The sequence below is a fragment of the Neobacillus rhizophilus genome (assembly GCF_018343535.1).
Taxonomy (GTDB): Bacteria; Bacillota; Bacilli; order Bacillales; family Cytobacillaceae; genus Neobacillus; species Neobacillus rhizophilus.
Window position 1 is genome coordinate 505,014 of sequence record NZ_JAGYPF010000002.1, and the last position, 24,564, is coordinate 529,577.

A 24,564-nucleotide genomic window follows, 5' to 3' on the forward strand; every position below is an offset into this window, starting at 1 on the left:
TTGGTTATAAAGTAATATAGCCATTTATGGTAGAGAAGGGATAAAAGTCGATATGGAGAAATCAAAAGGCGCTATTGAAGCTGAAATTAGTAAAGCATTAACGCAATGGGAGAAAAGTTACCTTGGACGGGGTTCCCTTTCTGTAAAGACTGATATTTTACGGGATATGGTGATTGTTGTATTGAACGGCATCTTAACCCCCGCTGAATATGCCTTATGCAAAGATAAAGAAGGATTGTTATCCATAAAAACAACCCGAAACGGCTTGGTGGAATCAGGGCAAGAGGAGTTAAAGCAAATTATTTTTTCGATAACAGGCCAGGAACTCATCAGTTTCCATACCGACATCAGCACCCAAAGCGGTGAAAGGGTCATGGTATTTAAACTTTCGGGAAATTTGGAGAAAGAACTATCGTAATTACGGATTTCGTCTGTATTCAATTCAAAAATGGGGTGAACGTAATGAAAATTGACGATAATAAAAAAGTGCTGTTTGTAATTGGAATGGAGCAAAGTCCGGAAAGTATCATAGAAAAGATGAGTGGTCTTCATCCGGACAATATTTTAGTCTTGCAATCTTATGGACCCGCCATTGCACCCTTCAGCGATCTCATGCGGGACATCATCATTGCTGTATATCGTGAAAATGTGGAAGAAATATGCGTTGCCGTTCCAACAGCTAATCGAAAGAATGCTAGAGAGACTCTAAAGAAAATATATAATAATAAAGAATTACAAGAGAAAATTCAAACACTAGATTACCTGTTTAAAAACTCCATGCCAGAACACCCAAAAGGCGGCATAAGAGAATGGATCGAGGGCAACGAAGCCTCAGCTAACAATAAACAAAACAGCGCTGACGTCATCCGAAACCATCCGCTAATGCCTTCAAATGTAAAAGTCACAGAATTAACAATCGAAAATGAAAATCTATCAAAAATGATGCAGAGGGACGGTTCTCTTGCTTCAAATTATTGATGCATCGGAACGGTTCTTTTGCCTCAATTTTATTTGACACTAGAAAGAATGAGGCATGGGAACCGTCCCCGTGCCTCAAAAACTACTAATCTAGTTCTTCGCCGTTTGTTTCGATGACTTTTTTGTACCAGTGATAGCTGTCTTTCAGGATGCGCTGCTGGCTGCCTTTGCCGTAGTCGTCTTGGTCGACGTAGATGAAGCCGTAGCGTTTTGACATTTCGGATGATGAGCAGCTGATAATATCTATTGGGCCCCAGGCGTAGTAGCCGCGCAGGTCAACACCGTCTTTGATGGCTTCCTTCATCTGTTCGATGTGGGCACGGAGGTAGTCAATCCGGTACGGATCGTGAATCTTGCCATCTACCAATTCATCATAGTAGCCAACGCCATTTTCAGTGATATAAATTGGACATTGATAGCGGTCGTAGAACAGATTGAGGAAGGTTCTTAATCCAACCGGGTCAATCGACCAGCCCCAAGGGTTTGCTTCCAATAGCGGGTTACGATGGTCTTCATTGCCATTAGCGAAACTTTCCGCATCACAAACACGAGTATAGTAGTAGGAGAAGGACATAAAGTCAGCCGTATTTTTGAGAGCTTCTTCATCACCTTCGCCAAATTCAATCTTGACTCCGTTATCTTCAAAAAATCTGAAGGCATAACCAGGATAATATCCACGAAGCAGTACATCAGAGAAGAAATATTCCATTTGATTATGACGGAGTGTAGCAAATACATCTTCCGGTTTGGCAGTTGCCGAGTAGGTAGGGCCGCCGCATAACATCATGCCGATTTGTAAATCTGGATAGTTCTCATGCGCGTATTTTGTCGCGTGCCCGCAAGCAACCATTTCATTATGAACCCCTTGATATTTTGCCTCAAATAGATTATCCACCTTATCCTCGGCAATTCCCAAATGGTTAAAAGATTCATGACCAATTAAGTTAATTTGATTAATGATGATCCAATATTTCACCTTGCTGTGGTAACGGTCGAACAACACTTTGCAGAAACGGGTGAAGAATTCGATCAATTCCCGAGAATACCAGCCTTTGTAAGCAGTTGTTAAGTGTAACGGCATTTCATAGTGGGAAATGGTAATCATCGGTACCATGCCATTTTTAATAATTTCATCAAACAAATCATCATAATATTTTAAACCTGCTTCATTGGGTTCTAATTCGTCCCCATTTGGAAAAATGCGTGTCCAGGCAACAGAGGTCCTGAATGTTTTAAAGCCCATTCTTGCTAGTAATTTCAAATCTTCTTTGTACGTATGATAGAAGTCGATTCCCCAGCGTTTAGGGAAAATGTGATCTGTGCTGTTTAAGGCGGCCTCAATGTATGCTGTATCGAGTTCCCTGTTTGATTTTTCCTCAATCGGAATATCGGCGCGGAATTCGTTAATATCGGCGACACTTAAGCCTTTACCATCCACGTCATAGGCGCCTTCAGCCTGGTTGGCTGCAATGGCGCCTCCCCATAAAAAGTCCTTTGGAAAACCTGTTGGTAATTTACTCATGTCCATCCTCCTTTTCTTTCTGCTCCAACTTTGCTAAACGAGCGTCAAACGTTTCAAAAATCTTGATCATGCGTTTTGCGATATTTATTTCGCTATAAATTGTCATTAAGGTATCCTGTGCATGGGCAAAGAGGACAGAATAATCACCGGCTTCACCTTGTGTCTCCGCAGAAATAGTATTTGTTTGGATCCTGTGAGCTTTGACGATTTCATCATTTGCCCGCTTCATTTCTTCTTTTGCTTCTGTGAAATTACTATTTTCAATCGCCTTTAAGGCATTCATACAATGAACGCGGGCATCTCCGGCATGAAGAATTATTTGCATCGCATTTTGTGCAGTTTTTTCATCAAGCATTTTTAAAATCTCCTCAACATCATTATTTCGCTGCTTTTAAAGTGGCTGAGTTGTTAGCCTCTTTTGTTTCATTCGCCATTTCTTGCTTTTCATACACTTTGAAGAATGGGTACCAAATAAGGGTGGCAACAGTCGCACAGATTAGCATTAAAATAATTCCGCTGACTGTACCGGTTGTAATCCATGTTGAAATTGGGTACGGAACATACCATAAATCAAAGACAATTTTCGGGATTGGTGCAAATGGAATGACTTTTGTTCCGACCCAAATGATGATTGGCAGTACAATCGAGATAATCCACATTGGCAGCATCATAATTGGATTCCAGGCAATCGCCCCAAAGACAATCGGTTCATTAATGTTAAAAATCCCGGGGGTAATACTAGCTCGTCCAAGTGCTTTTAATTTTGCATTTTTTGAAAAAGCCATCATGATTACTAATGGCAATGTGGCACCAATTCCCCCGATCCACAGGTAAGCTGAGAATATCGTTTCCGAAGTAACTAGATAAGAAGCTCCAGCTGTAGCATTTGCAGTAATGGCAGCTAACCAAATTGGCTTTGTTATTGGTGTTAGCACCCAAGTGGAAATCCCCAATGTATACAAGAAACAGGTAATGAAACTGATCAATGGGAAGCCCCAAGGTGATTCCATGATGTTTCCAAGCGGTTTGAATAGTTTCTGGATCGTGTTATATAAATCAAAACCAGAGATATCTACTAATAACCATGTTGCAACAATCACAACGGCAATTGGCAGCATAGCGTCGAACCAGGCACGGACAAAGTCAGGAATGACCGACTCTTCTTTAAAGAACGAGAACTTTCCGAATAGGCTCATTACCCAGCCGGTAAATACGCCAGCAACGATTGCAACAAACATACCTCCTGCGCCCAATGATTCGTGGCTAAAACCAATCGCTTTATCAGCAGTTACTTGTGGGGTAATAATAATTAAAAAAGTGATCAGACCGGAACAACCGGCGATAAAACGTTGTTTGCGCAGCCGTTTCTTTTCCATTAAATTGAATGGAATTAAGAAGGAGATTAATAGGGATAACACACCCATTGTCCAACCGAACAGTGTCCAGAAATTCGGGTAGTGTTTAATATGGAACACATCGCCAGGGATGGTTAACAAACAAAACACAGAACCTAATAGGATGAATGGCAGTAATTGCATGATCGAGTCTTTTAGCGTTGTGACCCAAACGTTATTGTTAATTTTCATCATTTTTGGCGAAAAATCATTTTCCAGCCATTTAATCATCTTTTGCATTGTTTTATGCACCTCGACTTATTAGGTTTTAGAATTCCTTCAATAAATCATCTAATGCTGCATCACCGTTTAGAGTAGAATAGTAGTCAGGTTTCATCAGTAGTACTTTGACATCGGCATCACCGATATATTCTTCAATCTCATCCAAAATATAGGCAAGATGAGGTCCAACCATCAAGGCATCGATTTCGTCAATGTAGTTTTCAATTTCTGCTTCACCGCGGGCTTTGATATCGATTTCAAGATTCCGTTTTGCCGCTGCTTTGCGAATGTTGGCTGCCATAAACCCAGAACTTGCTCCAGAACCACACACTAATAATACGTTTAATTTTTTCATGATTATTGCCCCTCCAGTGTTTTCATTTTGTGATAGCGCTATCATTTCTACACTTTAACTATAGAATGATTCTCGACAACTCTCAAATAAGCGTTTACACTAGAGTGGTGCAAAAAGTTATATACTATAGTGCAAAAATATATATTTTGTGGTGCAAAACATTTTTGCAAAGGGGGTTATCGATTTGAATGTCAAATATCGAAACATACTAAGGCATTTAAGTATGCAGGATGACTGGACCTCTTCTGCCCAGCTTGCCAAAGCCATTGGCATTTCAAAAAGAAGCGTGAAAACCTATATTGCCGATATTAATTCGATGGAAGAAGGTTTGATAACTTCATCGAAAAAGGGTTATAAGGTTGATTTAGAAAAATTAAATCCATTTTTATCATCGTCGAACGGAACCATCCCGCAAACACCGAAGGAACGAGCCGATTACCTCCTAAAATCCCTGGTGAACGCAGATGGGCCGCTTGATATTTATGATTTAAGCGATGAATTATATATCAGTGAAATCACGTTGAAAAACGACTTGCGTAAAGTAAGAAAGCGCTTAGCCGATCATCAGTTGGAATTAAAGATTTCAGGCGATATCATTCAAATTATTGGCAATGAAAAAAGTAAACGGAAACTGATGAGCTCTATTCTCTATCGGGAGACGAATGATAGTTTTCTCGATATTGATAAGCTGAAAGCTTCCTTTGAGGGATTTGATATTGACTATATTCGCGATGTAATTGCGGAGGTTTTTTCATCTCATCAATATTTTACAAATGATTATGCACTAACAAATGTCGTCTTGCATATTGCGGTAGCAATTGACCGGATGAAAAATGGGTTTAGTTATACGGAGCAGGTGGATGGGGGAGCTAATCTGGAAAAGGAACATACTATTGCGAATGAGATAGCCGGACGTCTCGAAGGGCACTTTGGCGTCAAATATTCGGAAGGTGAAATCCGCGACCTGGCACTGCTGATTTCTAGTAGCGGCACCAGCATCAACTTTATGCACCTGCAACTATCGGAATTGCAGGATGTAGCCGGAATTCGTTGTTTAAATTTAGTAGGCAAGATTTTAGAAGAGCTGCGGAGTAATTATTATATTGACATTGATGATCCAGATTTTTTAATCCGTTTCACTCTTCATATAAAGAATCTGTTGATACGGTTGCAGAACAATTTTTCTAGTAAAAATCCTTTGACTTCAACGATCAAATTGAATTCCCCATCGATTTATGATTGTGCTGTTCATGTGTCGCATACAATCAAAGAAGAAACGGGGTATACAATGAATGATGATGAGATTGCCTACGTTGCCTTTCATTTAGGATATGCCTTGGAGATGCAAAAGCAGGCCAATTCAAAAATTACGTGCTCCATCCTTTTCCCGTTTTACTATAATTTTAACGTGCAGCTGATGGAAAAATTGAAGAAACATTTTGGTGAAGAGTTGCTTATCCAGCATGTCGTAACAAATGAAAGTGACTTGCAAGCATTAAATAGCGATTTGATTATTTCGGCCGTACAGCTTAATTCTGTACCAAAGGTACCATTTGTTCTTATTAATCCGTTTTTCTCCAGTGCCGATATGAACAAGGTTGGCAATAAAATTAACGAGCTAAAAGAGACGAAGCGGAAGGATTCATTTAAGCGTAATATTAAGGCAATTATGGACGAGCAGCTTTTTGAAATAACTGATTCAATAGGGACAAAAGAGGAAGCTTTAGCGAGAATGTGCGAAATGATGGAGAAGAAGGAGTATGTTGATTTCACTTTTGTTTCTAGCGTAGTGGAACGGGAGGCGATGTCGTCAACGGCTTTTGGCCGGATTGCCATTCCGCATGCGATTAAGATGAATGCGAAAAAGACAGGCATGTTTGCTTTAATCAATGAAAAAGGAATCCAGTGGGGAGATTTATCCGTAAACCTCGTCTTACTATTATCCGTTAACAAAGACGATCGAAGGCTCTTTCACGAAGTTTTCGACGCCCTCGCCACCATCCTGACCGAAGAAGGCAACGTCACCCAAATCCTAACCGCAGCCGATTATTATAGTTTTGTGGACTTGCTGGTTGAATGCTATTGAAGCATGGGGACGGTTCTCGTGCCTCAGTGGGATATGGGGAAAAACGTTTCCGTTTTTTGCCTAATAAACAGAGGCTGTCTCAGAAAAGGTCTTTGACCTTTATTTTTGAGACAGCCTCTATTCATAAGATTATAGTTTTAGATAAACACATCCAAAATTAAAGCAAAGATAAATGCGACAAATGATAGGATTGTTTCCATTACTGTCCAGGTTTTGAACGTTTCTTTAACTGTTAAGCCCATATATTCTTTGACTAGCCAGAAGCCTGCGTCATTGACATGGGAGAACATGAGGGACCCGGCACCTGTCGCAATAACTAGTAATTCTAAATTCACTCCTGGCATATTTGCCACGACTGGGGCCACGATTCCTGCTGCTGTTGTCAATGCAACCGTAGCTGATCCAGTTGCAATTCGGATGAGTCCAGCTACCAAGAAGGCAAGAACGATTGGTGAAAGGGATATTTGTTCAGCCATGCTGGCAATGGCATTACCGACACCGCTTTCAATCAGGATTTGCTTAAAGCCTCCGCCCGCACCAATGATAATGATAATGGATGCTAGCGGCAATAAACACTCCTCAGTTAACTTTTTCAATAGGTTTTTGTCCATTCCTTGGCGGTAACCTAGGAAGAAGTAAGCTGCAAAACAAGAGATTAATAGAGCAATGACAGGGCTTCCTATAAATAATAGGAATTTTTCAAAAGCTCCAGGCAATGATAGATATGGAGCAATGACAGTTAGAACCATTAATAGAACAGGTAATAAGATAATAAAGAATGAAGTCCCGGTACTAGGCAATTGATTTGACTTTGTCTCTACGCGGATCAGTTCGGGTTCTCCAACAGGAACTACCCGTTTATGAACCCACTTTGCAAAAATCGGACCGGCAATTAATGCGGTTGGGAATGCAATGATTAAGGAATAGAGAAGAACATGTCCCATGTTCGCATTGTAAATGCCAATCGCTGTCATCGCACCTGGATGCGGCGGGACTAAACCATGTACAATCGATAATCCGGCAAGAACAGGAATACCGATCAATATAATGTTTTTCTTCGTTGATTTCCAAATGGAGATAACGATAGGAAGCAAGATAACCAAACCGACTTCAAAAAAGACTGGAATCCCGATAATAAATCCAGATAATAGCATCGCCCATGGAAGTTTCTTTTCGCCGAATTTTTTGATAAAGAAATCGGCTACTTGCATCCCAGCTCCTGAATCAGACATCATCTTGCCCAAGATGGTACCAAGCGCTAATATCCCAACAAGGTGGCCTAAAACAGCCCCGACTCCAGTTTCGTAAGCGCCAACAATTTTATCCATTGGCAGCCCTGAAAAAACAGCCAAAAACAAGCTTGCTACTGTTAAGCTTATAAATGCATGCCATTTCCACCACGATACGCCTAATATAACAATGATGATGGCGACCACTGTAATGCCTAGTAAATATAAATTCATAATTTTCCTCTCCTCTGGGAAATCACTTTCTTTTTTATCAATAATCTTAGTTATTGTATGGAATCGTTATAGGTAACAATATAGTTATGTTTTGCTGTATGATAGTACCCTTCACTATATTCCAAGACATTCCCTTCATCATCGCTGGAATGTCTCATGCGTTTTAATAAGGCTGTGTCTTTTTCCAGTTTTAATGTTTCGCAAATATGAGGAGGTGCAATGGCTACAGCAAACTCATCCCGAAATGATTCAAGACGAATATTATGTTCCTCCAAAAAGCGGTACAATGAATTAATCCGAATATCTTTTACCTCTTCTTCACTTAAGTCCAGCAAAATGTAGTGAGTAAAGTGAATATACGGTTCATTGTCCAATAGGTAAATCCGCTCAACTTGAATGCAGTGATCCCCAAATATAGAATGAAGAGCTGATTCAGAAGACAATTCGACCCTCTTAACGCCTAAGATTTTTTTGGTAATATGGTGACCTTCTTCAACCAATATCTCCGTAAAACGCTTACCTTTTGAAAGCCGGGCATTGGTGACATTGGCAATAACTTTCGTTCCTTTACCGCTTCTTTTTTCAAGATAGCCTTCCTGAACCAGTTCTTTAATTGCATTCCGAACGGTAATTTTGCTGACATTAAATTCTTCTTCCAATTGAGGCTCGGAGGGAATGTTTGTGTTAAGAGCATATTCACCATGTAGAATACGGTCTTTCAAGATTTCTTTAATTTGTAAATACAATGGTCCTTTTTTTCTATTCACATTCATTCCCTATCTCCTGCCTTATCGCTTTATATCTTCAATTGTTCCTGCCATGGCAGACAGGATTTCCGTTTCTGTTGACATCGGGGTATCCCCGACAATAGTACATGCAAGCATACCGGCTGCTGCCGCAAACTGGACTGTTTTCTCCGCTGGAAAACCGGCCAATTCACCATGCAGGATCCCGCTGGTATAAGCATCGCCAGCACCAATTCTATCATATACAGAAAAAGAAAGGTTTCTTGAAAATACAAAGGATTCGTTTTTATACATATACCCCTTGAGTGAATGGGTATTATCGCTGTTAATCGCCCGATGCGTTCCGGCTATTGTTTGAATGCCAAATCGCTTTGCCACTTTCGGTATCAGATCCTTCAGCTGTTCTTCTCTTGATGATTCTTTTGTCTCCATTCCCAAGATATACATCGCGTCTTTTTCATTCATCATCACGATATCGGCTAAACCAAGCATATCCTCATAATGGGGCTTGGCTTGCTCATAGCCGCCATCCCATAAAGAAGGGCGGTAATTGCAATCAAAGCAGACGATGCCGCCTTTTTCTTTTACCTTTTTGGCCAGTATTTTCATGGTCTCGCGGACTTGATCTGTCATCGCCAGGGTAATGCCGCAAAAGTGAATGATATCGCCTTGTTCGGCAATCAAATCCAGATTATAGTCAGAAACGCCAGCCTTATTGAAGCTGCTTTCGAGCCGATTTGTATAGGTGACACGGCTCGCACGCTGCCCAAAGCCATTTTCTAAAAAATACATGCCGAGATATTTGCCGCCTCTAGAGATGAAATCTCTTCCAATTCCTAATCGCTGCAAGAATGAAATGGCTGCGTCACCTAAAGGGTTGTTTGGCAATTTGGTCACAAGATAGCCATCATGGCCCAGCTTTGTCATGGCAGAAGCAACGTTTACTCCCGTGCCTGAAAAAGAGTATTTTAATGTGTCCGCCTGTGCCAGGAGTTCATAGCCCGGCACCTGCAAACGCATCATCACTTCACCAAATGCGACGATTTTTTTAGGCATATTGACCAACCAGCTCTTTGGTCATTGCCAATAATTTTCTTACATCTTCCTCGTTTGTTTTTCCAGTCTCTTTATCAATAATGGATGAATACACATGAGGAATAATTTTAGGCACTTTTGCTTCTAAGGCGATTTCTAAAATCTTCCCGAAATTATCCAAATCAATGCCGCCAGTTGGTTCTAATGCAAAGCCTTCTTCGCCGCAAGCCTTTGCTACCGCACGAAACTCATCTTCATGCTTTAACCCTTTCATCGGGAAGTATTTCAATGCATTTCCGCCCATATCGCGAACCAGTGCGATGGCAGCTTTAATAGGGACAATCGCTGTTTCCTCGGTGCCGGCACTGATTGGGCCAGTAGAAATATTGACGTAACCGACTTTGCCAGTTGGAGAGACAAGTGAATTGATCCAGCTGTTTTTCTCTCCCAGGTTTGCCCGTGTTGCCCCTACTGCAGGAAAAACTTGATTGATATGGCTTCCAGGATAATATTTCGCAATTTCCGCGACAACAGCAGCCTGCCTATTATCCCCGGCACCTAACCCGATCGAAACGGCCTCATCGATGGCTGCGCCATATTCCTTCATGGCTGTAACAGCAGCCTCAACCGTAGGGTAATCCTTTGAAAGCACACCCACCAACACATGTCCTTCGGCAGCTTCAAAGACTTCCTTTGCATTTTCCACACTATTAGCCAAAACATTTAATGCCACACGATTTTGAAAAAAACGTTTTTCGATGTTCATTATTCTTCTCCTCTCAAAATGGCCTTTAATCTTGCTTCAATCACATAGATGTCATCACCTTGAAGCGGCCTTGGGTCAATATCAAAGAAGCCTTGACGGATTCCGTAATCCCTTGTGTAAATGGCAATTTCACCATTTCTTAGTTTGTCATTTACTTCTTTCGCGGTTGTTTTGGAAGCTGCCGGATCAATTTGAATCCGCGCTCTAAAGATGGCTCGTCCCGCTTCATCCTGGACAATCGTTACTCTTACACCATCAATTGAATCTAGCGATTTAAGGACTTCAAGACTGGCTTTTTCCTGTTCACTATTGTCCTTTTTAACAAAATATTCATCCAAGGCCTGCAGCAGGCCAAAGGAGGTTTCCTTCCCAACCTTCATACTTCTGCCGATGCAATGCAACTGCACTTTTAACCATTCGATATACTTTTTCTTTCCGGCCACAATTCCGGAGGTTGGCCCTTCAATTGCTTTAGAGCCGCTATAAATGGCTAAATCCGAAACTTGTACATATTTTTTCAAATCTTCTTCAGCAGCGGCATCGACAATTAGTGGAACGTGATTGGCTTGGGCCACTTCCCAGGCTTCCTCAACGGATATCATATTTTTTTGAACAGCATGGTGGGACTTTACATATAAAATAGCTGCTGTATTCTCATTGATTGCATCCGTAATATGCTCCGCTTTCCCTTCATTGGCATAACCAACCTCAACCAGTTTCCCGCCGCCGAGATAAACCATTGTTTCTACTGGTGCACCATATTGCACATTATGGCCTTTCAGCATGATGATCTCATTTTTTTGAATCGCTTCCTGGTGAAGCCGTTCACTTTTTCGGCGGTTTCCTTCCGTAACAATCGCTGCGACAGAGAGGGCAATGCCGCTTGAGGCAGAGTTTACGACAACCGCTGCTTCAGATTGAAGGAGCCTGGCAATATGCGCACCGGCTTTTTCAACTAAATCGGCAATCTCTACATAATTTTGCCCGCCAATTTTCATTGCTTCCATTACCGTATCGGTTGGAGCGGAAACGCCTAATATACTCATCCGTCCGCTGGCATTAATGACTCTTTTTAAACCATATTTAGCATTCAATGTATTCTCCATTTATGACCACTCCTTTTGCGACAATTCTTTGTTCGGCTATTCGTTCTTCGCCCTCTGAATCCAGTAAAGCGATGGGTTCATTTTCAATAGTAAAAAGGGTAAGGTTGGCGATGTCTCCAGTTTGAATTCTTCCAAGGGCCGGTTTGTTTAACCATTTGGCAGCATTCACTGTCACCGCATCGATGACCTCTTTAAGGGAATAACCCAAATATAAAAACTTTGTTAAGACGTTTGCCATATTATAGACAGGACCATGGAGGCGATTTTTTCGATAGATGTCTGTGCTGATCGTATCGAAGTGAATGCCATGCTCTTTGGCTTGTTCCGCTGTACGGAAGGAGAAGCTGGCATTTCCATGGCCGACATCCAGATGAACCCCACGTTCGATTGCTTTAAGAAGCTTCGGAAGAGGTTTTCCGGATTCGCCAAATAAATTATTGGCTTTCCCATTTAAGAAATGGGTGATGACGTCATTTTCCTCGAGTAAATCAAGGACGTCATTAATATCTGGAGGACCTGACCCGATATGGACCATAAGCGGCAGGTCGGTAGCCTTTGAGAATTTCCGGGCTATTTTTAAAGGTTCAACACCATTGGGGCCAACCACGCTTTTGCTGATTCTCGCTTTCAGTCCCACAATGACATCCTTATATTCCGTTACTGCTTTTAATAAGGCTTCTTCATTTAACAAAGCAAGGTCGGAAAGCTCATCGATCTGCCTCAAGCCGATTCGTGAAATGTTCAAGAAAGCGAAGAGGTTCGTTTTTGACCTTTTCGAATTGTTGACCAAGTCATGTATCCGGTCGGCCCCGGTACTTCCGGCGTCAATAATGGTTGTGACGCCTAATTTATAGCCAATCTCGTCAATATCATCTCCGTACGGATCAAATTCCGGAAAGGCGTGTACATGCATGTCAATCCAACCGCTGGAGACGTAGACGTTGTTTTCAAAATCGAATATTTTTTCTCCGGTTCCAGTACCGGGAGGAGCAATGTCTACAATTTTTCTATTTTCCACTACAATATCTGCAGCATTTCCATCTGTCGTTTTTACATTCCGCAAAACGAATCTGGCTGTCATGTTATCATCCCTTTTGGAAAACCTAAATTCATGTAAACGGTTAATATTATCCGGTTACGTTTATTTTTTCTCTCTTGCAAAAATAGATTAACACCGATTTTTATTTTAGTCAATATAACGTTATAATGTTTCAATTACTTTTATCCCAATATAACTGCCAATCATTTATAAAAATGTTGCTATTCTGTTTCCGTAAAGACATTATTTAGTGTGAGGATTATAACCGCAGTACTTTTTATATTCATTACCAGGATAAATTTGAATTGGATGAGGACTTAGGGTCTTGCTAAGGGAAAACCTGGCATCCATACTGTTTATTTTTTTGTATTATACTAATATAGGAATATAGTCCGGCACGATGACTGTTGTCTCGTATTCTTGAGGTATTTTTCGTTTAAGATTATAGTTCCTTGCTATGAATGGGTTAAAACAGAAAGCTTATTCATGTTTAGACCATTTTGTTAGTTTCAATGAATATAAATGGATCAGGCTAAAGTTAGGAGCTTTCTTCCCAGCTTACACAACAGAAACAATACATCATTGGAGGGAATCAACATGGATGAAGATTGGTATGATGGATATGACGGCGGCGTGTATACCGGTAGCGGTACAAAGGGCTCAAAGAGGAAAACTAGGACCAGGATCCCCAGCCTGAAAAGTTTTATCCCTAAAGGATCTCGCAGAAAGCGGTCCCGAAGAGGCAAGGTAAGCGATCCTGAAACCACAATCGGAATATGGGTAGTTATGACAGCATTGGGGGCCGCACTATTTCATGCAGAATGGATATTCGGCATACTCTATACGTTATTTGTTATATACACGCTCCTCTCGAAGGACCTCTGGCCGATCAAATATGTGTCAGTAATACTTACAGGAATGGGCATTCTGTTCTTTGTGGCGCTCGGTTTAGCTGTATTATTAAATTTAGCGTTTGGCAGTAATATATTAACGGCCCCAGCTACACAAGTGGCGTACGGATACATCATTAAAGCGCCGCTATTAAGCTGGTCGATTGTATGGGTAATAGAGAATGGGATGGATTGGATTAAGAAAAGGAAAATGACAAAAGGAAACTTTGTAGAAAAACAGAAGCTCCTTCTATACAGACTACCTGCACTGTGCCTAGCGGCTTCAACAGTATTGCTAGCATGGTATGTCGTTCATTCACTTTACACACTATACCAATGGGGAATCTGGGGCTTAAACCTAGTTAGCATCATTCATTCTTGGACAGCCCCATTCATAATTGGAATCACCATACTAGGAAGACTTTCTAAGCGGTGGGCAAAGTGAGGCGTGGGGACGGTTCTCATGCCTCACTTTTTATTTGCCTTTAGAAAGATGATGCATAAGAACCGTCCCCATGCATCAGTCATATTCCCGCCATTTCCCTAATATACATATAAGTGGTACAGAAATCCGTATAGAAGGGGTTTGTCCATTTGAAACGGAAGTGGAATATTTGGGTGCGCTATAAAAAGTCGACCTATCAGATTAATTTGCGGGATGGTCTCTATATTTTGGGGCAAATGTTATGGTTGTTGAGCAGGCGAATTTTGCGGGGCTTAAATAGGGTGCTGTTTAGGTCAAGGAACCTGATTATTGTCTCCGTATGTGCCGTGATCTTTAGCCTTGTCATCATTCCAATTGGTCTTATGATGGAAAAATACAAAACCTGGTACGATGCCCTATGGGATTTGCGGACGTTTTTCTTTACCTCGATTTTTATCGTCTTCGTGACGACGAATGTGAATGAGGAAAAAAGACGGAGAGAGGGGCTGCGGAAGCAATTTGAGATCTATAGTGGCTATAGTTTTTATGCGGAATGGTATCTCAACCGTCTTGTTCAGCTTGTGGGCATTCCTTCTTCTGAAAAAATTTTTTTGACTGACAGGGACCTGAAGAATTTTCAGAAGGCAGTATCAGAAATTCACCAAGCGTCGGAGTTTGCTTTTTCAGGTTTAGATAACAAAAGATATAAAAGTCTCCATGTTTATTTGATTGCCATCCATAAAAAACAACTTTCCCACTTGAGCGATGTTTTATATTTTATCAATTCAGCCAATTCGGATTCACTTGAAATGCATAGAGACCAGGCCCGGCGATGGATTTTAAGCGGCATCGATATAATTGAAGAGGAAATTCTGCTAATCGAAAATCTCCATGACAACTATACCCCCCAGGACCTCATCCGTTTTGTCCAAAACTCACTAACTCACAATCTCTATATCATCGCCGAACTACGAAGACCTTGGCGATGGGACCATCAAAGAAACATGGAAATCAGAAAAAAACTCACCTCAAACGGCCAACATATCAAAGGAATGTATGACACGAATCAATATTGGATGTGACGTGGGTGTGGTTCTTTTGTGTATCATTATTGTTTTATTTTGAAAAGAATGATGCATGAGAACCGTCCCCATGCATCTTTTCTAGGCATTTTCAATCACGACCTCCTTGGTTTACCAGCCATATGCCAAATAGAATCTACAAAAAGAGTAAAGAAATATCTAATGCAAATCAACTATGTCATTGATGATGAATTCTTGTAAGATGGACCGAACACTTCAGGCATAGCTCGAGCTTTATCGAAAAATCGAACTTTGACAAGCGTCAATCAAATGGTGTTGGTTATATTTAACATAACTAATAATATTTAACTTGGAAATCATTATTTGTAGATAGACGACTTTACTATAAGCAGCAGGGGGCCGTGCTCCGTGAAAATGTGGTTTCGTAAAAATCCTCCCAAACGTGAAGAACACACACTTTTTGACCTGATTTTGCAATATAAAAAGTCGGGTGATTTTGTTCATTTTCATAACCCCCAGACACCCCAGCCTTACTGGATTTCTTATTTTGGTTCATTAATTGACGTGGAGATTCTGCATCGGGATATTCTTCCTTATTTAAACCGGACAGCCCTTACTTCAATTAAAGACGTAAAGAAGATCCTTCCTTTTGAAGATGTATTGATTACAAGTGAACGGCAAATCATTGAAGATGCCCTATTAAGAGGGTCTGTTCTGATTCAACTCCATGAAAAGGATGCGGCCTGTGCCCTTGTCCGGGCGGAAATGAAGAAATCTCGTGAGGTTACCATTCCTGAAGAGGAGTATAGTGTTGTTGGACCAAAAGAGGCATTTGTGGAATCCATTACAACGAATTTAAATCTAGTTCGCACTAGATTGCCGATTTCAGAATTACAGATTAGAGAGTATACAATTGGATCACTTTCTAAAACAAAAGTGGCTGTGCTCTATATTGAAGGGATCGCGAATGAGGAAAACATTAATACTGTTTGTCAGCGTCTGGAAAACTTGGAATTCTATCAAATACTGGATAGTTCTTTTATTTCTCAGTTGATCGAAGATAATGGAAACTCCCTGTTTCCGCAATTAATTGACACTGAGCGGCCAGACCGGGTGGCTGGTGTTCTTGCGGAGGGAAGCGTCGTGATTATCGTGGATGGCTCCTCCCATGCCTTAATTGGACCGATTTCCATCATGGAGCTATTTAATGCATTTGAAGATTATTATATCAATTGGCAAATGGCTTCGGCATTCAGACTAATCCGGGTATTGGCTGTATCGTTTTCTATCTTGGTTACCCCGATTTATGTGGCCGTCTTAACCTATCATTATCAATTAATACCGAAAGATTTAATGGTTACCTTAGTTTCATCAAGAAGAACCATTCCATTACCTCCCTTTTTGGAAGCCGTCATCCTGGAGTTAACGATTGAACTGCTTCGGGAAGCCGGAGCTAGACTTCCTACAAAGGTTGGACAAACCATCGGTATCGTAGGTGGTATCGTAATCGGAACAGCAGCCGTGGATGCCGGGTTAACGAGTAATGTACTGCTGATTATTGTCGCCCTTGCGGCTTTGGCCTCGTTTACGACCCCGGTTTACAGAATGGGTAATACGATTCGATTGCTGCGATTTCCTTTTCTGTTGATGGCGGAATTGTGGGGGCTATTGGGGATTGCGATTGCTTTTCTCTTTTTAATGAACCATTTATTGCGTTTAACATCGCTAGGCAGACCTTATTTAGAACCAATCTATCCTCCTAGAATGAAGGATTTAAAAGATGCCATCATACGATTGCCATTTTCTTTACAATCAAACAGACCGCATTTTTTACAGCCTCAGGATCAGAAGCGATTTTTAAAGAACAAAGCAAGTGAGGTGAAGGATATAGATGAGTAGGAGCCTAAGCGAAGGAGGGCTGTTATGAAAACGGAAATTAAACCTGAGTTTCTTGTCTCTCCCTTTCTTGTTTCCTTCCTTGTCCATGGGACGCAATATGGGGTAGGGGTTTTAAGCTTTCAACGGGAGCTCGCAGAATTTGTAGGTCATGATGCTTGGATTTCGATTATCATTACTGGATTCATTATTCATATTTTGATTTGGATGATATACACAATGCTAAATAATGATAAGGGCGATTTATTTACAATTCACCAACGTACATTCGGGAAATGGATCGGCAATTTATTTAGCCTTCTTTTTATTCTTTATGTTCTCACCATGGCAATCACAGTGCTTCGGTCGTATATTGAAATCGTTCAAGTGTGGATGTTTCCTTTACTAAAAACATGGCCGTTCGCTTTAGTCTTGTTGCTTATTGTCTATTATGTTGTTACAAGCGGATTCCGCGCCGTTACTGGTATTTGTTTTTTAGCTGTTGTGTTTCCTGCCTATTTGATTCTAACCTTCTTTGTACCAATTGAATTTTCAAATTTTCGAAATCTGCTGCCCATCTTCGATCATTCCATTTATGATATGGTGAAATCGATTAAGGGAGCATCCTTATCTTTTTCCGGGTTTGAATATTTATTATTTTATTATCCGTTTATTAAAAATCCGGCAAGTTCGCAAAAATATGCGCATTATGGAAATCTTTTTACTACACTCCTATATTTGCTCATCATGATTGTAACATTGGCCTTCTTTGATCAGGAGTATCTAAAAATCGTCATATGGCCAACGTTAATGATGTGGAAGATTATAAAGTTACCCTTTGTGGAGCGCTTCGAAATAATTGGCGTTACCACGTGGGCAGTCGTGATGATGCCAATTATTTGTCTGATGTTTTGGTCAGCAAGCCGCGGAATTAAGAAGTTGTTTAAGGTTAAACAGAAGAAAGCTCTCGTTGTTCTTTTATTCATTTGTTTTACGATAAGCTGCTTTTTAACAGAAAGAGAAACGATTCAGCAATACAATCAATGGACGTCAGAAATTGGATTTTATATATTGTTTTGCTATCTGCCTGTTCTTTTTGTTTGTTATCACATTCGGTTTAAGATGGGGAAAAAGATATGATGAAAAAGGCAAAGGCAGCGGCGGTTATCCTCATTCTTTTTTGTGCTTTTGGATTTGGCCGTGTTCCAAAACTGATTTTAGATGATATTAACATGGAATCAGCTGTCGGATACGACTATGTAAACAAATATATCATTAAAGCAACATCTGTTCTCCCGATATATAAACCTGATAAGAGCGTTGGAAATGAAACATTTACTGCCAGTGATGAACTGAGTAAGGAAACCCTCAAGAAAATTAATATGGCTTCCTCTAGGCAAATGGTGAACGGCAAATTGGAAGTGGCACTATATAGTAAAGAACTTGCCAAACAAGGAATTGGCGATCTCATTGATACCTTACAAAGGGATCCTTCTATCAGTGAAAGATTATTTTTGGCGGTTACAGATGAAGAGGCAGAAAGGATTTTAAGTAAACGGTATGGTGACCGTGATACGGGTATTTATTTATCCATGTTAATCGAACAAAATATGGATGTAGGTTTGGTGCCCACTTATAATCTTCATCAGTTTTTAAACACCTACTACTCCAAGTTAAGCGATCCGTTTTTACCTTTAATCGGACAAAAAGGTAAAGATATTCATATAAAGGGGATTGCATTATTTAAGGGGGACCGATATGTGAAAAGCCTCCGTCAAGACCATCAATTTATTTTTAAGGCGCTTTTACAGAAGGTCAAGCAGGGGACTTATAAGCTTAGATTAAGAAAACATCATTTTATTGCCATCGAAAATATTCATACAAAACATAATTTCCATGTAGAGAACAAAAAAAATAAGCCGGAAATCACGATCCAACTAAAGGTGAATGGAATTATTAGAGAAACGAGGGGGAAAAAGACCAACAAAAAAGCAGTCGAGCATATTAAGAAATTAATGGAGAAACAATTAGAAACACAGGGAACTGAAATGATTCGCTCGTTTCAAAAATTGCACATTGATCCATTAGGACTAGGGACACAAGTAAGAAGCAGGGTAAGAAACTTTCAAGACCAAAAATGGTTAAATCAATACCCGCATATAAAAGTAAATCTAAAAGCACATGTAGATATATTAGAAAAAGGAGTGGTAGATTAGGGAGAATGAGGCATGGGGACGGTTCTTATGCTTCATTTTTAGATGAATACTTTTATATGGATTTCTCGAAAAAGCGAACCTCTTTTGCTAAAGGAAACTAGCAAGGTGGTTCGCTTGTTTTTCGCCAATCATTTTCGTCCCTGGCCTTCGGATTCAGCTTTCCCAGACTCGGCAGTACAAGCCTTTATCTTTAATTATACGTCTGCGTTACCCGGAGAGGAATATTAATTTTATTATAAGTATTTTGTAAGAAGCGACACGTGGGTATAATCTATGAAAAAAGTGTCCATCCTTAAAATATAGTATCTTGGGGAAGTTTATTAGATTGGCAGAAATAGAGATATTTTAAAAGGTAGGGGTGGCTATTAATGACAGTAGAAGAATTAAACAAGATTATCGAAGTAAAAAAGATGGATTTAGAAGAATGTGAACAAGAGCTTTATAACCGTTACTATCCTTCCATCGTCAGAGTCGCAATGATGAACTACATATTGTCCTTGAAAGAACAAATAAAAGAATATGAAGCGTAGGGACGGTTCTCATGCATCATTTTTATTTTGAATTTGGATGGGGAATGATGCAGAAGAACCGTCCCCATGCATCACTAATTATTATACAGGTTGATTTATAAAAAACCGCCAATTTCCAGCTGGTTGGGTGGTTGCCACTTCGTTTGTAGCACTTTGTCAAAACTTGTAATATAATAATCTTTGAATATGAAACCGTTTTCAATTATAATGAGAACAGGTGGATGGCGCGTGTGGCCATCATGGTATTGTGCGTAGGGCGGGGCTGATACTGTAAGGCTAGGCATTTAACCGAGGATTAAAATCTTAAGGTAAAATTATTTTTATTTAGATATGGTGTATGTCTAGAATTCCAAATCACGACGAAGAAAGGGGAAGAGACGTGGAAAAAAGTAAAACTTCGTTTGACGACTTTTTAAAAGAAGACCGATTTGAACTTCAATCTTATCTCACTTACCTGTTTACCCGTATTTCCGACTATTTTCCGGAACAAACAGAAGAAAACATTATCAATCAATAAAACATGGAGACAAATAAATGAGCAAAAATAAATAAAGCGGCCAATTTCAGTTTAAATGAAATTGGCCGCTTTTTTGATGCATGGTGACGGTTCTTGTGCACCAAACGTGTCCCTGTGAACCAACAAAATGAGGCATGAGAACCGTCCCTATGCATCATCCTACGAGGCGACCCGCAATATCAGGATGCCGATAAAGGCCAGGATGAGGCCAGTGACTTCGCGTCTGTTCCAGGCTTCTTTGAGGTAGAAGCGGGCGTAAAGAATGACAAAGACCACGTTCATGGCGACGATGGCAGAGACAATTCCGGTAATCCCATCGCGGAAGGCTGGGAAGATTAAAATCATACCTGCTGCATTGGTGATTCCCACTCCCATTCCAACACCGAGTGTTTTTTTCACGGTCCAGCTGCCGGCACGCTCCGTTAACCCTGTTTCAACAGCGGCTGCGGCTTCATGCCGGGCTTTGTTTGCTTTGGCGTTGCCCAGTGCCCATGATAGTCCGAACAAGACGGCACCAGTTGCAAACATGACCGTTAAAGCAGGAAACGTTGACGCGCCAGACAAAGTAGCTAGTTTTACGGTCGTGTCGGTAAACCCGAAAAACAGCATCGTCAAGATTCCCCATTGAATCCCTTTTAATTGATTGAGCTTTAAATCCTGTGAATATTTGATTAAAAGCAGACCAACCAAAACGATGAAAAATGCGGTAAACTGCCACGTTGAAAGTGCTTCGCGCCAAAGGATGTAAGCAAGAATCACGACTACCAGCGGCGGCAGTCCTGTAAATAATGCGATAATCGAGGCCTTGCCGACGGCATAACCCTTATACATCGAGGCATTTGCGATAAACGAAAATAGCCCCAAAAAGAAACCTAACAATGCTTCAATAGTCCACGGCTGCTGGAAGACTACATTACTGGCAAGGGTGATAACGGTTCCAGAAATATAAACGCCTAACAGCATAAGATTACGATCAATCGGCCGCTGCGAGGTCCAATGATAAAGTATTCCCCTCAATCCAAAACAAGTAGCTGCCAAAACAGCAAAAACAAACCACATAGCAAACTCTCCTAAACTTTAAAATACACTCCTTCTAGTATACATCAAGCGCTTACATGGCGGGGTTTAGTTTTTTTGTCATTTTATGGGGGTTAATTTTAGGTATGGGGCATGGGGACGGTTCTCGTGCATCATTCATAGATGATTTTGGATAAAGTGAGGCAAGAGAACCGTCCCCATGCATCAGCTTTTTGTCGAAATTTTGAATTCTGGCTGGGGAAAATTATTTTTTATGATAGATATAGTAAAATTGTCATTAGATAAATATGCCCATTGATTTGTGTTTGGGGGAGAATCGTTTGAAGCTTAGAATGAATGATGTATTAAATAATCCAGTTGTTTTTCGTTATGGTTTTATAATTCTTATGGGGATTAATATTTTTTTTCATTTCCTTAAAATGGGGGAGCAAAATTTATATATTGGTTTTATCCTCGCTGTCGTTTTTTTTGGCATCGGCTATTATCGGCGGTCCACTTCATTCTTGGTTACCGTAACCACGTTGGTGGTTTATAGCAGGTTCCAGCTTGACCTGCAGTCTAACACGTTACTAAGGTTCATGATCCTAGAAGTTACTTATCTTATCATTCTGTATATTTCGGTTGGATTCATGAAAAAAAGCCAGAAGATAAAGGATGATCATTTAGAATTAATCTCTGCTTTATCCAATGCATTAGATTCAAGGGATACCTATACATCCGGACATTCCCACAATGTATCGGACTATGCCGTAAAAATCGCTAAGCAATTGAAATTACCAAATGAGATGATTGAAACCGTCAGAATAGGAGGATTGCTGCACGATATTGGAAAAATCGGGGTCCCTGAATCCATCCTTTTAAAGCCAGGAAAATTAACGGAGAAGGAATTTTCTTTTATAAAAAAACACCCCGTAATTGGCTGCGAAATGATTCAACACGTGAAAGAGTTTCAAGATAAGGGGATTTTAGACATCGTTTTATACCATCATGAAAGATTCGATGGAAAGGGCTATCCAAGCGGATTAAAAGGGGAAGAGATCCCATTATCCGCTCGAGTCGTCGCGGTTGCGGACACCTTTGATGCCATCATTTCAAAACGTGCCTACAGTCCAGAGGTGCCGTTGGAATTGGCGCTGCTAGAGATTGAAAAAAATAAAGGGAAGCAATTCGACCCTGAAATTGCGGATGCTTTTCTAAGCCTATTCCAAAGGAAAAAAGAAGACATCATAATGAAGAGAAACGACCATTTTCCTATCGGCAGCATATTGGCCAAAAAACAAAAGGGCCGTTTCACCGGCACACTTTAAAAACCGTGAGAATAGTCCATATGAAACTTTCCGAAGGGGTAAAGAATTTTTTAAATGATAAGAAGGATGATGGTCTTATGGGAATAAAAGGCAGGGTTGTAACGTTCTTGATGGTTTTAATCATTAATTCCTTATATATGAGCTATTATTTTTATAGGGATGGATATATAAGCTGGTTTGAAATAATCGGATTGCCTATTATGCTTGCGTTTGCTTGGTGGTTCGGGAAACAATATGATATTGCCATCTATTATTCAGAAAAGGATATCCTTACGACACTTTACAATAGAAGATTTGTTGAAAAGTATATTTCTACACAGAAGGGCCAAAACTTTGCTCTTTTACTGCTGGATGTGAATGATTTTAAAGTGATAAATGATGTTTATGGCCATAAAGCCGGTGATCAATATTTAATGACGATCGCTGCTCAATTAAAGAATAGTGTAAAGGAAAAGGATATCCTCGCACGGTGGGGTGGAGATGAATTTTTAATCATTACCCCAGGAACCAAGAAAAAGGAAAATTTGGCTGAAATGATGGACAAAATTCATAAAAATCTAAAAGACGTATCACCTGTTGAGGTTGAAATCCGCGTATCCATCGGTGCAGCCCTATATCCCAGCGAAGGAAAAACATTTGATGACCTATTGAAATTAGCTGATAAGAACATGTACAGCATGAAGGCGCTTAAGCATGGGTGAGGCATGGGGACGGTTCTTGTGCATCAATTTTGTCTGCGAAGTAAGGGGACGGTTAAGCTGGCAAAAGCCAGAAGAACCGTCCCCTTGGTTTTTCCCGTCTTTTACAATTCTTACAATCTCAAAAGTATTAGTATCCTATAAACTCCTAATACTATCTCCATAAGGAGGCAGTTTATGAACTTCGATTATTTTATTATCGCAATGATTTGGATTGTTTCTATTATTACTTTACTTATAGTCGTGCCGAGGTCAAGAATTCGGGAGTATATGGCAGTTTTTTTCTTTTTTCAGTCATTAACTCGGATTTTTGGCATTGTTCTTACAGCCTTTGGCGCCTTATCATCAGAAGTTCGCCTATTTGAAAGAGCAACCAAAATTAGTTTTACCTCGGAGTTTATGTTCTATCCGACCATGGCCGTTGTCTTTCATCGATGGTATCCTGACCAGGGCGGGAAATTAAGAGTGGTTCTCCATTACGTTGTGTTCACTGGGGTCATTATTTTATATATGTATTTACTAGCGACGTTTACCAGAATTATGCGAGTCGATGCTCAGCAACTAATTAGATTCTTTTTTAATTTTGTATTTGAGTTTTGGACCTGCAGAAGATATGTCTTATGGCTTATGGGAACCACAAAACTACAGGCTTATCATGGAGTGGGAGGATCGGAAGAATGGAAGTGACATTCCTCTATGCAATCTGGTCCATCACCATCTTCTCATTGGTCTTAATCCCTAAAAAACGTTTAAATGAAGCAAGTGTCATTTTTGTTTTTCAGCAGTTAATAACTTGGTCTTTAGGCCTTATCGTGGCAGAATTAAATTGGATCGAATACCCAGTCCGGGAGTTTGCTTCGGTTAACAGAACAAGTTTCACCTTTGAGTTTTGGGTATATCCTCTCATTAGTGTTTTTTATGTCTTGCACTATCCGGTCCATAAAAGTATTTGGAAACGTATATTTTACACATCTATTATCACAACTGTCTTAATCATTTCAGAAATCCTGTTTGAAAAATTCACCGACCTTATTGAATACATCCATTGGGAATGGTACGTTTCCTGGATTTCAGTCTACGCCACCCTATACATAGCTCAACGTTTCCATCGGTGGTTTTTTAAATTTGAATGATGCATGGGGACGGTTCTCATGCATCATTTTTTTTTTTGGTGGTGAAGCATGGGGACGTTCTCGTGCATCATTTTTTTGGGGTGGTGAGGCACGAGAACCGTCCCCATGTTTCAATCTGAGACTTTTGTTGTATTCAATTATTTTGTGAAAAAGTTTATTATATTGCGTTGTGATGGTTTGA

General features: G+C 40.3%; 25 protein-coding genes. 14 read left to right on the plus strand and 11 right to left on the minus strand.

From position 1 onward, the window contains the following. The first annotated feature begins 52 nt into the window (after window positions 1-52). Both KHA99_RS10330 and KHA99_RS10335 read left to right on the plus strand, forming a co-directional pair. On the plus strand, window positions 53-418 hold the full coding sequence (locus KHA99_RS10330) for a Na-translocating system protein MpsC family protein (protein ID WP_213117366.1): 366 nt from the start codon (window positions 53-55) through the stop codon (window positions 416-418). A 44-nt stretch (window positions 419-462) separates the two neighbouring features. Further along, window positions 463-978, plus strand: coding sequence for a carbonic anhydrase (locus KHA99_RS10335; RefSeq protein WP_213117367.1), 516 nt, complete (start codon window positions 463-465; stop codon window positions 976-978). Between the two features lie 85 nt (window positions 979-1,063). On the opposite strand, the gene KHA99_RS10340 is transcribed toward KHA99_RS10335, so the two are convergent. The 4 genes from KHA99_RS10340 to KHA99_RS10355 are packed head-to-tail and all read right to left on the minus strand — an operon-like array spanning window position 1,064 to window position 4,471. Next, the gene (locus KHA99_RS10340) at window positions 1,064-2,500 is read right to left on the minus strand and encodes a glycoside hydrolase family 1 protein (protein WP_213117368.1); all 1,437 of its coding nucleotides are present in this window, start codon (window positions 2,498-2,500) and stop codon (window positions 1,064-1,066) included. Beyond that, window positions 2,493-2,855 (minus strand): PTS sugar transporter subunit IIA, encoded by a 363-nt coding sequence (locus tag KHA99_RS10345; RefSeq protein ID WP_213117369.1) that lies wholly within the window; start codon window positions 2,853-2,855, stop codon window positions 2,493-2,495. The genes KHA99_RS10340 and KHA99_RS10345 overlap by 8 nt, the downstream gene beginning before the upstream one ends. Window positions 2,856-2,877: 22 nt before the next feature. Beyond that, window positions 2,878-4,134 (minus strand): PTS sugar transporter subunit IIC, encoded by a 1,257-nt coding sequence (locus KHA99_RS10350; RefSeq protein ID WP_213117370.1) that lies wholly within the window; start codon window positions 4,132-4,134, stop codon window positions 2,878-2,880. A gap of 28 nt (window positions 4,135-4,162) precedes the next feature. Next, window positions 4,163-4,471 carry a PTS sugar transporter subunit IIB gene (locus KHA99_RS10355; protein ID WP_213117371.1) on the minus strand — a complete coding sequence of 103 codons (309 nt, stop codon included), beginning with the start codon at window positions 4,469-4,471 and terminating at the stop codon, window positions 4,163-4,165. 184 nt (window positions 4,472-4,655) lie between these two features. Here KHA99_RS10355 and KHA99_RS10360 point away from each other — a divergent pair, with 184 nt between their 5' ends. Further along, window positions 4,656-6,557 (plus strand): BglG family transcription antiterminator, encoded by a 1,902-nt coding sequence (locus tag KHA99_RS10360; RefSeq protein WP_213117372.1) that lies wholly within the window; start codon window positions 4,656-4,658, stop codon window positions 6,555-6,557. Window positions 6,558-6,694: 137 nt separating this feature from the next. On the opposite strand, the gene KHA99_RS10365 is transcribed toward KHA99_RS10360, so the two are convergent. The 6 genes from KHA99_RS10365 to KHA99_RS10390 are packed head-to-tail and all read right to left on the minus strand — an operon-like array spanning window position 6,695 to window position 12,754. Next, the gene (locus KHA99_RS10365; protein ID WP_213117373.1) at window positions 6,695-8,020 is read right to left on the minus strand and encodes a GntT/GntP/DsdX family permease; all 1,326 of its coding nucleotides are present in this window, start codon (window positions 8,018-8,020) and stop codon (window positions 6,695-6,697) included. Window positions 8,021-8,070: 50 nt separating this feature from the next. Further along, window positions 8,071-8,793 carry a GntR family transcriptional regulator gene (locus tag KHA99_RS10370; RefSeq protein WP_213117374.1) on the minus strand — a complete coding sequence of 241 codons (723 nt, stop codon included), beginning with the start codon at window positions 8,791-8,793 and terminating at the stop codon, window positions 8,071-8,073. Window positions 8,794-8,808: 15 nt separating this feature from the next. Beyond that, entirely contained in the window at window positions 8,809-9,822 is a 1,014-nt protein-coding gene (locus KHA99_RS10375; RefSeq protein ID WP_213117375.1) for a sugar kinase, read from the minus strand. Continuing rightward, window positions 9,815-10,570 (minus strand): 2-dehydro-3-deoxy-phosphogluconate aldolase, encoded by a 756-nt coding sequence (dagF, locus tag KHA99_RS10380; protein WP_213117975.1) that lies wholly within the window; start codon window positions 10,568-10,570, stop codon window positions 9,815-9,817. Before dagF ends, KHA99_RS10375 begins: the two co-directional genes overlap by 8 nt. After that, complete coding sequence (locus tag KHA99_RS10385) at window positions 10,567-11,673, minus strand: DgaE family pyridoxal phosphate-dependent ammonia lyase (RefSeq protein ID WP_213117376.1); 1,107 nt, start codon at window positions 11,671-11,673, stop codon at window positions 10,567-10,569. Before KHA99_RS10385 ends, dagF begins: the two co-directional genes overlap by 4 nt. Further along, window positions 11,651-12,754, minus strand: coding sequence for an amidohydrolase/deacetylase family metallohydrolase (locus tag KHA99_RS10390; RefSeq protein WP_213117377.1), 1,104 nt, complete (start codon window positions 12,752-12,754; stop codon window positions 11,651-11,653). Before KHA99_RS10390 ends, KHA99_RS10385 begins: the two co-directional genes overlap by 23 nt. Window positions 12,755-13,309: 555 nt before the next feature. On the opposite strand from KHA99_RS10390, the gene KHA99_RS10395 reads away from it, so the two are divergent. The 7 genes from KHA99_RS10395 (at window position 13,310) to KHA99_RS10425 (ending at window position 20,207) form a co-directional block, all read left to right on the plus strand. After that, on the plus strand, window positions 13,310-14,047 hold the full coding sequence (locus tag KHA99_RS10395; protein ID WP_213117378.1) for a hypothetical protein: 738 nt from the start codon (window positions 13,310-13,312) through the stop codon (window positions 14,045-14,047). 149 nt (window positions 14,048-14,196) lie between these two features. Further along, window positions 14,197-15,108, plus strand: coding sequence for a hypothetical protein (locus KHA99_RS10400; protein WP_213117379.1), 912 nt, complete (start codon window positions 14,197-14,199; stop codon window positions 15,106-15,108). A gap of 375 nt (window positions 15,109-15,483) precedes the next feature. Next, complete coding sequence (locus KHA99_RS10405; RefSeq protein WP_213117976.1) at window positions 15,484-16,968, plus strand: spore germination protein; 1,485 nt, start codon at window positions 15,484-15,486, stop codon at window positions 16,966-16,968. 24 nt (window positions 16,969-16,992) lie between these two features. Then, on the plus strand, window positions 16,993-18,084 hold the full coding sequence (locus tag KHA99_RS10410; protein WP_213117380.1) for a GerAB/ArcD/ProY family transporter: 1,092 nt from the start codon (window positions 16,993-16,995) through the stop codon (window positions 18,082-18,084). Continuing rightward, window positions 18,081-19,160: a Ger(x)C family spore germination protein gene (locus KHA99_RS10415; protein ID WP_213117381.1), complete on the plus strand. Its 1,080-nt coding sequence runs from the start codon at window positions 18,081-18,083 to the stop codon at window positions 19,158-19,160. Before KHA99_RS10410 ends, KHA99_RS10415 begins: the two co-directional genes overlap by 4 nt. A gap of 368 nt (window positions 19,161-19,528) precedes the next feature. After that, on the plus strand, window positions 19,529-19,690 hold the full coding sequence (locus KHA99_RS10420) for a hypothetical protein (RefSeq protein ID WP_213117382.1): 162 nt from the start codon (window positions 19,529-19,531) through the stop codon (window positions 19,688-19,690). 379 nt (window positions 19,691-20,069) lie between these two features. Next, window positions 20,070-20,207: a hypothetical protein gene (locus KHA99_RS10425; protein WP_249366584.1), complete on the plus strand. Its 138-nt coding sequence runs from the start codon at window positions 20,070-20,072 to the stop codon at window positions 20,205-20,207. A 159-nt stretch (window positions 20,208-20,366) separates the two neighbouring features. On the opposite strand, the gene KHA99_RS10430 is transcribed toward KHA99_RS10425, so the two are convergent. Further along, the gene (locus tag KHA99_RS10430; RefSeq protein WP_213117384.1) at window positions 20,367-21,266 is read right to left on the minus strand and encodes an EamA family transporter; all 900 of its coding nucleotides are present in this window, start codon (window positions 21,264-21,266) and stop codon (window positions 20,367-20,369) included. A 299-nt stretch (window positions 21,267-21,565) separates the two neighbouring features. Between KHA99_RS10430 and KHA99_RS10435 the strand changes: the two genes are divergently transcribed. The 4 genes from KHA99_RS10435 (at window position 21,566) to KHA99_RS10450 (ending at window position 24,383) form a co-directional block, all read left to right on the plus strand. Further along, window positions 21,566-22,552 carry an HD-GYP domain-containing protein gene (locus tag KHA99_RS10435; RefSeq protein ID WP_249366585.1) on the plus strand — a complete coding sequence of 329 codons (987 nt, stop codon included), beginning with the start codon at window positions 21,566-21,568 and terminating at the stop codon, window positions 22,550-22,552. 20 nt (window positions 22,553-22,572) lie between these two features. Next, on the plus strand, window positions 22,573-23,253 hold the full coding sequence (locus tag KHA99_RS10440; protein ID WP_213117385.1) for a GGDEF domain-containing protein: 681 nt from the start codon (window positions 22,573-22,575) through the stop codon (window positions 23,251-23,253). Between the two features lie 174 nt (window positions 23,254-23,427). Continuing rightward, window positions 23,428-23,937 carry a CBO0543 family protein gene (locus KHA99_RS10445; RefSeq protein ID WP_213117386.1) on the plus strand — a complete coding sequence of 170 codons (510 nt, stop codon included), beginning with the start codon at window positions 23,428-23,430 and terminating at the stop codon, window positions 23,935-23,937. After that, entirely contained in the window at window positions 23,928-24,383 is a 456-nt protein-coding gene (locus KHA99_RS10450; protein ID WP_213117387.1) for a CBO0543 family protein, read from the plus strand. Before KHA99_RS10445 ends, KHA99_RS10450 begins: the two co-directional genes overlap by 10 nt. Window positions 24,384-24,564 lie beyond the last annotated feature (181 nt).

Bases quoted from the DNA above. Each gene is read 5' to 3' on its own strand.
- KHA99_RS10450 (WP_213117387.1), top strand. From the start codon at position 23,928: ATGGAAGTGACATTCCTCTATGCAATCTGGTCCATCACCATCTTCTCA.
- KHA99_RS10395 (WP_213117378.1), top strand. From the start codon at position 13,310: ATGGATGAAGATTGGTATGATGGATATGACGGCGGCGTGTATACCGGT.
- KHA99_RS10355 (WP_213117371.1), bottom strand. From the start codon at position 4,471: ATGAAAAAATTAAACGTATTATTAGTGTGTGGTTCTGGAGCAAGTTCT.
- KHA99_RS10345 (WP_213117369.1), bottom strand. From the start codon at position 2,855: ATGCTTGATGAAAAAACTGCACAAAATGCGATGCAAATAATTCTTCAT.
- KHA99_RS10410 (WP_213117380.1), top strand. From the start codon at position 16,993: ATGAAAACGGAAATTAAACCTGAGTTTCTTGTCTCTCCCTTTCTTGTT.
- KHA99_RS10335 (WP_213117367.1), top strand. From the start codon at position 463: ATGAAAATTGACGATAATAAAAAAGTGCTGTTTGTAATTGGAATGGAG.
- KHA99_RS10440 (WP_213117385.1), top strand. From the start codon at position 22,573: ATGAAACTTTCCGAAGGGGTAAAGAATTTTTTAAATGATAAGAAGGAT.
- KHA99_RS10430 (WP_213117384.1), bottom strand. From the start codon at position 21,266: ATGTGGTTTGTTTTTGCTGTTTTGGCAGCTACTTGTTTTGGATTGAGG.
- KHA99_RS10375 (WP_213117375.1), bottom strand. From the start codon at position 9,822: ATGCCTAAAAAAATCGTCGCATTTGGTGAAGTGATGATGCGTTTGCAG.
- KHA99_RS10370 (WP_213117374.1), bottom strand. From the start codon at position 8,793: ATGAATGTGAATAGAAAAAAAGGACCATTGTATTTACAAATTAAAGAA.
- KHA99_RS10390 (WP_213117377.1), bottom strand. From the start codon at position 12,754: ATGACAGCCAGATTCGTTTTGCGGAATGTAAAAACGACAGATGGAAAT.
- KHA99_RS10415 (WP_213117381.1), top strand. From the start codon at position 18,081: ATGATGAAAAAGGCAAAGGCAGCGGCGGTTATCCTCATTCTTTTTTGT.
- KHA99_RS10405 (WP_213117976.1), top strand. From the start codon at position 15,484: ATGTGGTTTCGTAAAAATCCTCCCAAACGTGAAGAACACACACTTTTT.
- KHA99_RS10350 (WP_213117370.1), bottom strand. From the start codon at position 4,134: ATGCAAAAGATGATTAAATGGCTGGAAAATGATTTTTCGCCAAAAATG.
- KHA99_RS10330 (WP_213117366.1), top strand. From the start codon at position 53: ATGGAGAAATCAAAAGGCGCTATTGAAGCTGAAATTAGTAAAGCATTA.
- KHA99_RS10365 (WP_213117373.1), bottom strand. From the start codon at position 8,020: ATGAATTTATATTTACTAGGCATTACAGTGGTCGCCATCATCATTGTT.
- KHA99_RS10385 (WP_213117376.1), bottom strand. From the start codon at position 11,673: ATGGAGAATACATTGAATGCTAAATATGGTTTAAAAAGAGTCATTAAT.
- KHA99_RS10420 (WP_213117382.1), top strand. From the start codon at position 19,529: ATGACAGTAGAAGAATTAAACAAGATTATCGAAGTAAAAAAGATGGAT.
- KHA99_RS10445 (WP_213117386.1), top strand. From the start codon at position 23,428: ATGAACTTCGATTATTTTATTATCGCAATGATTTGGATTGTTTCTATT.
- KHA99_RS10340 (WP_213117368.1), bottom strand. From the start codon at position 2,500: ATGAGTAAATTACCAACAGGTTTTCCAAAGGACTTTTTATGGGGAGGC.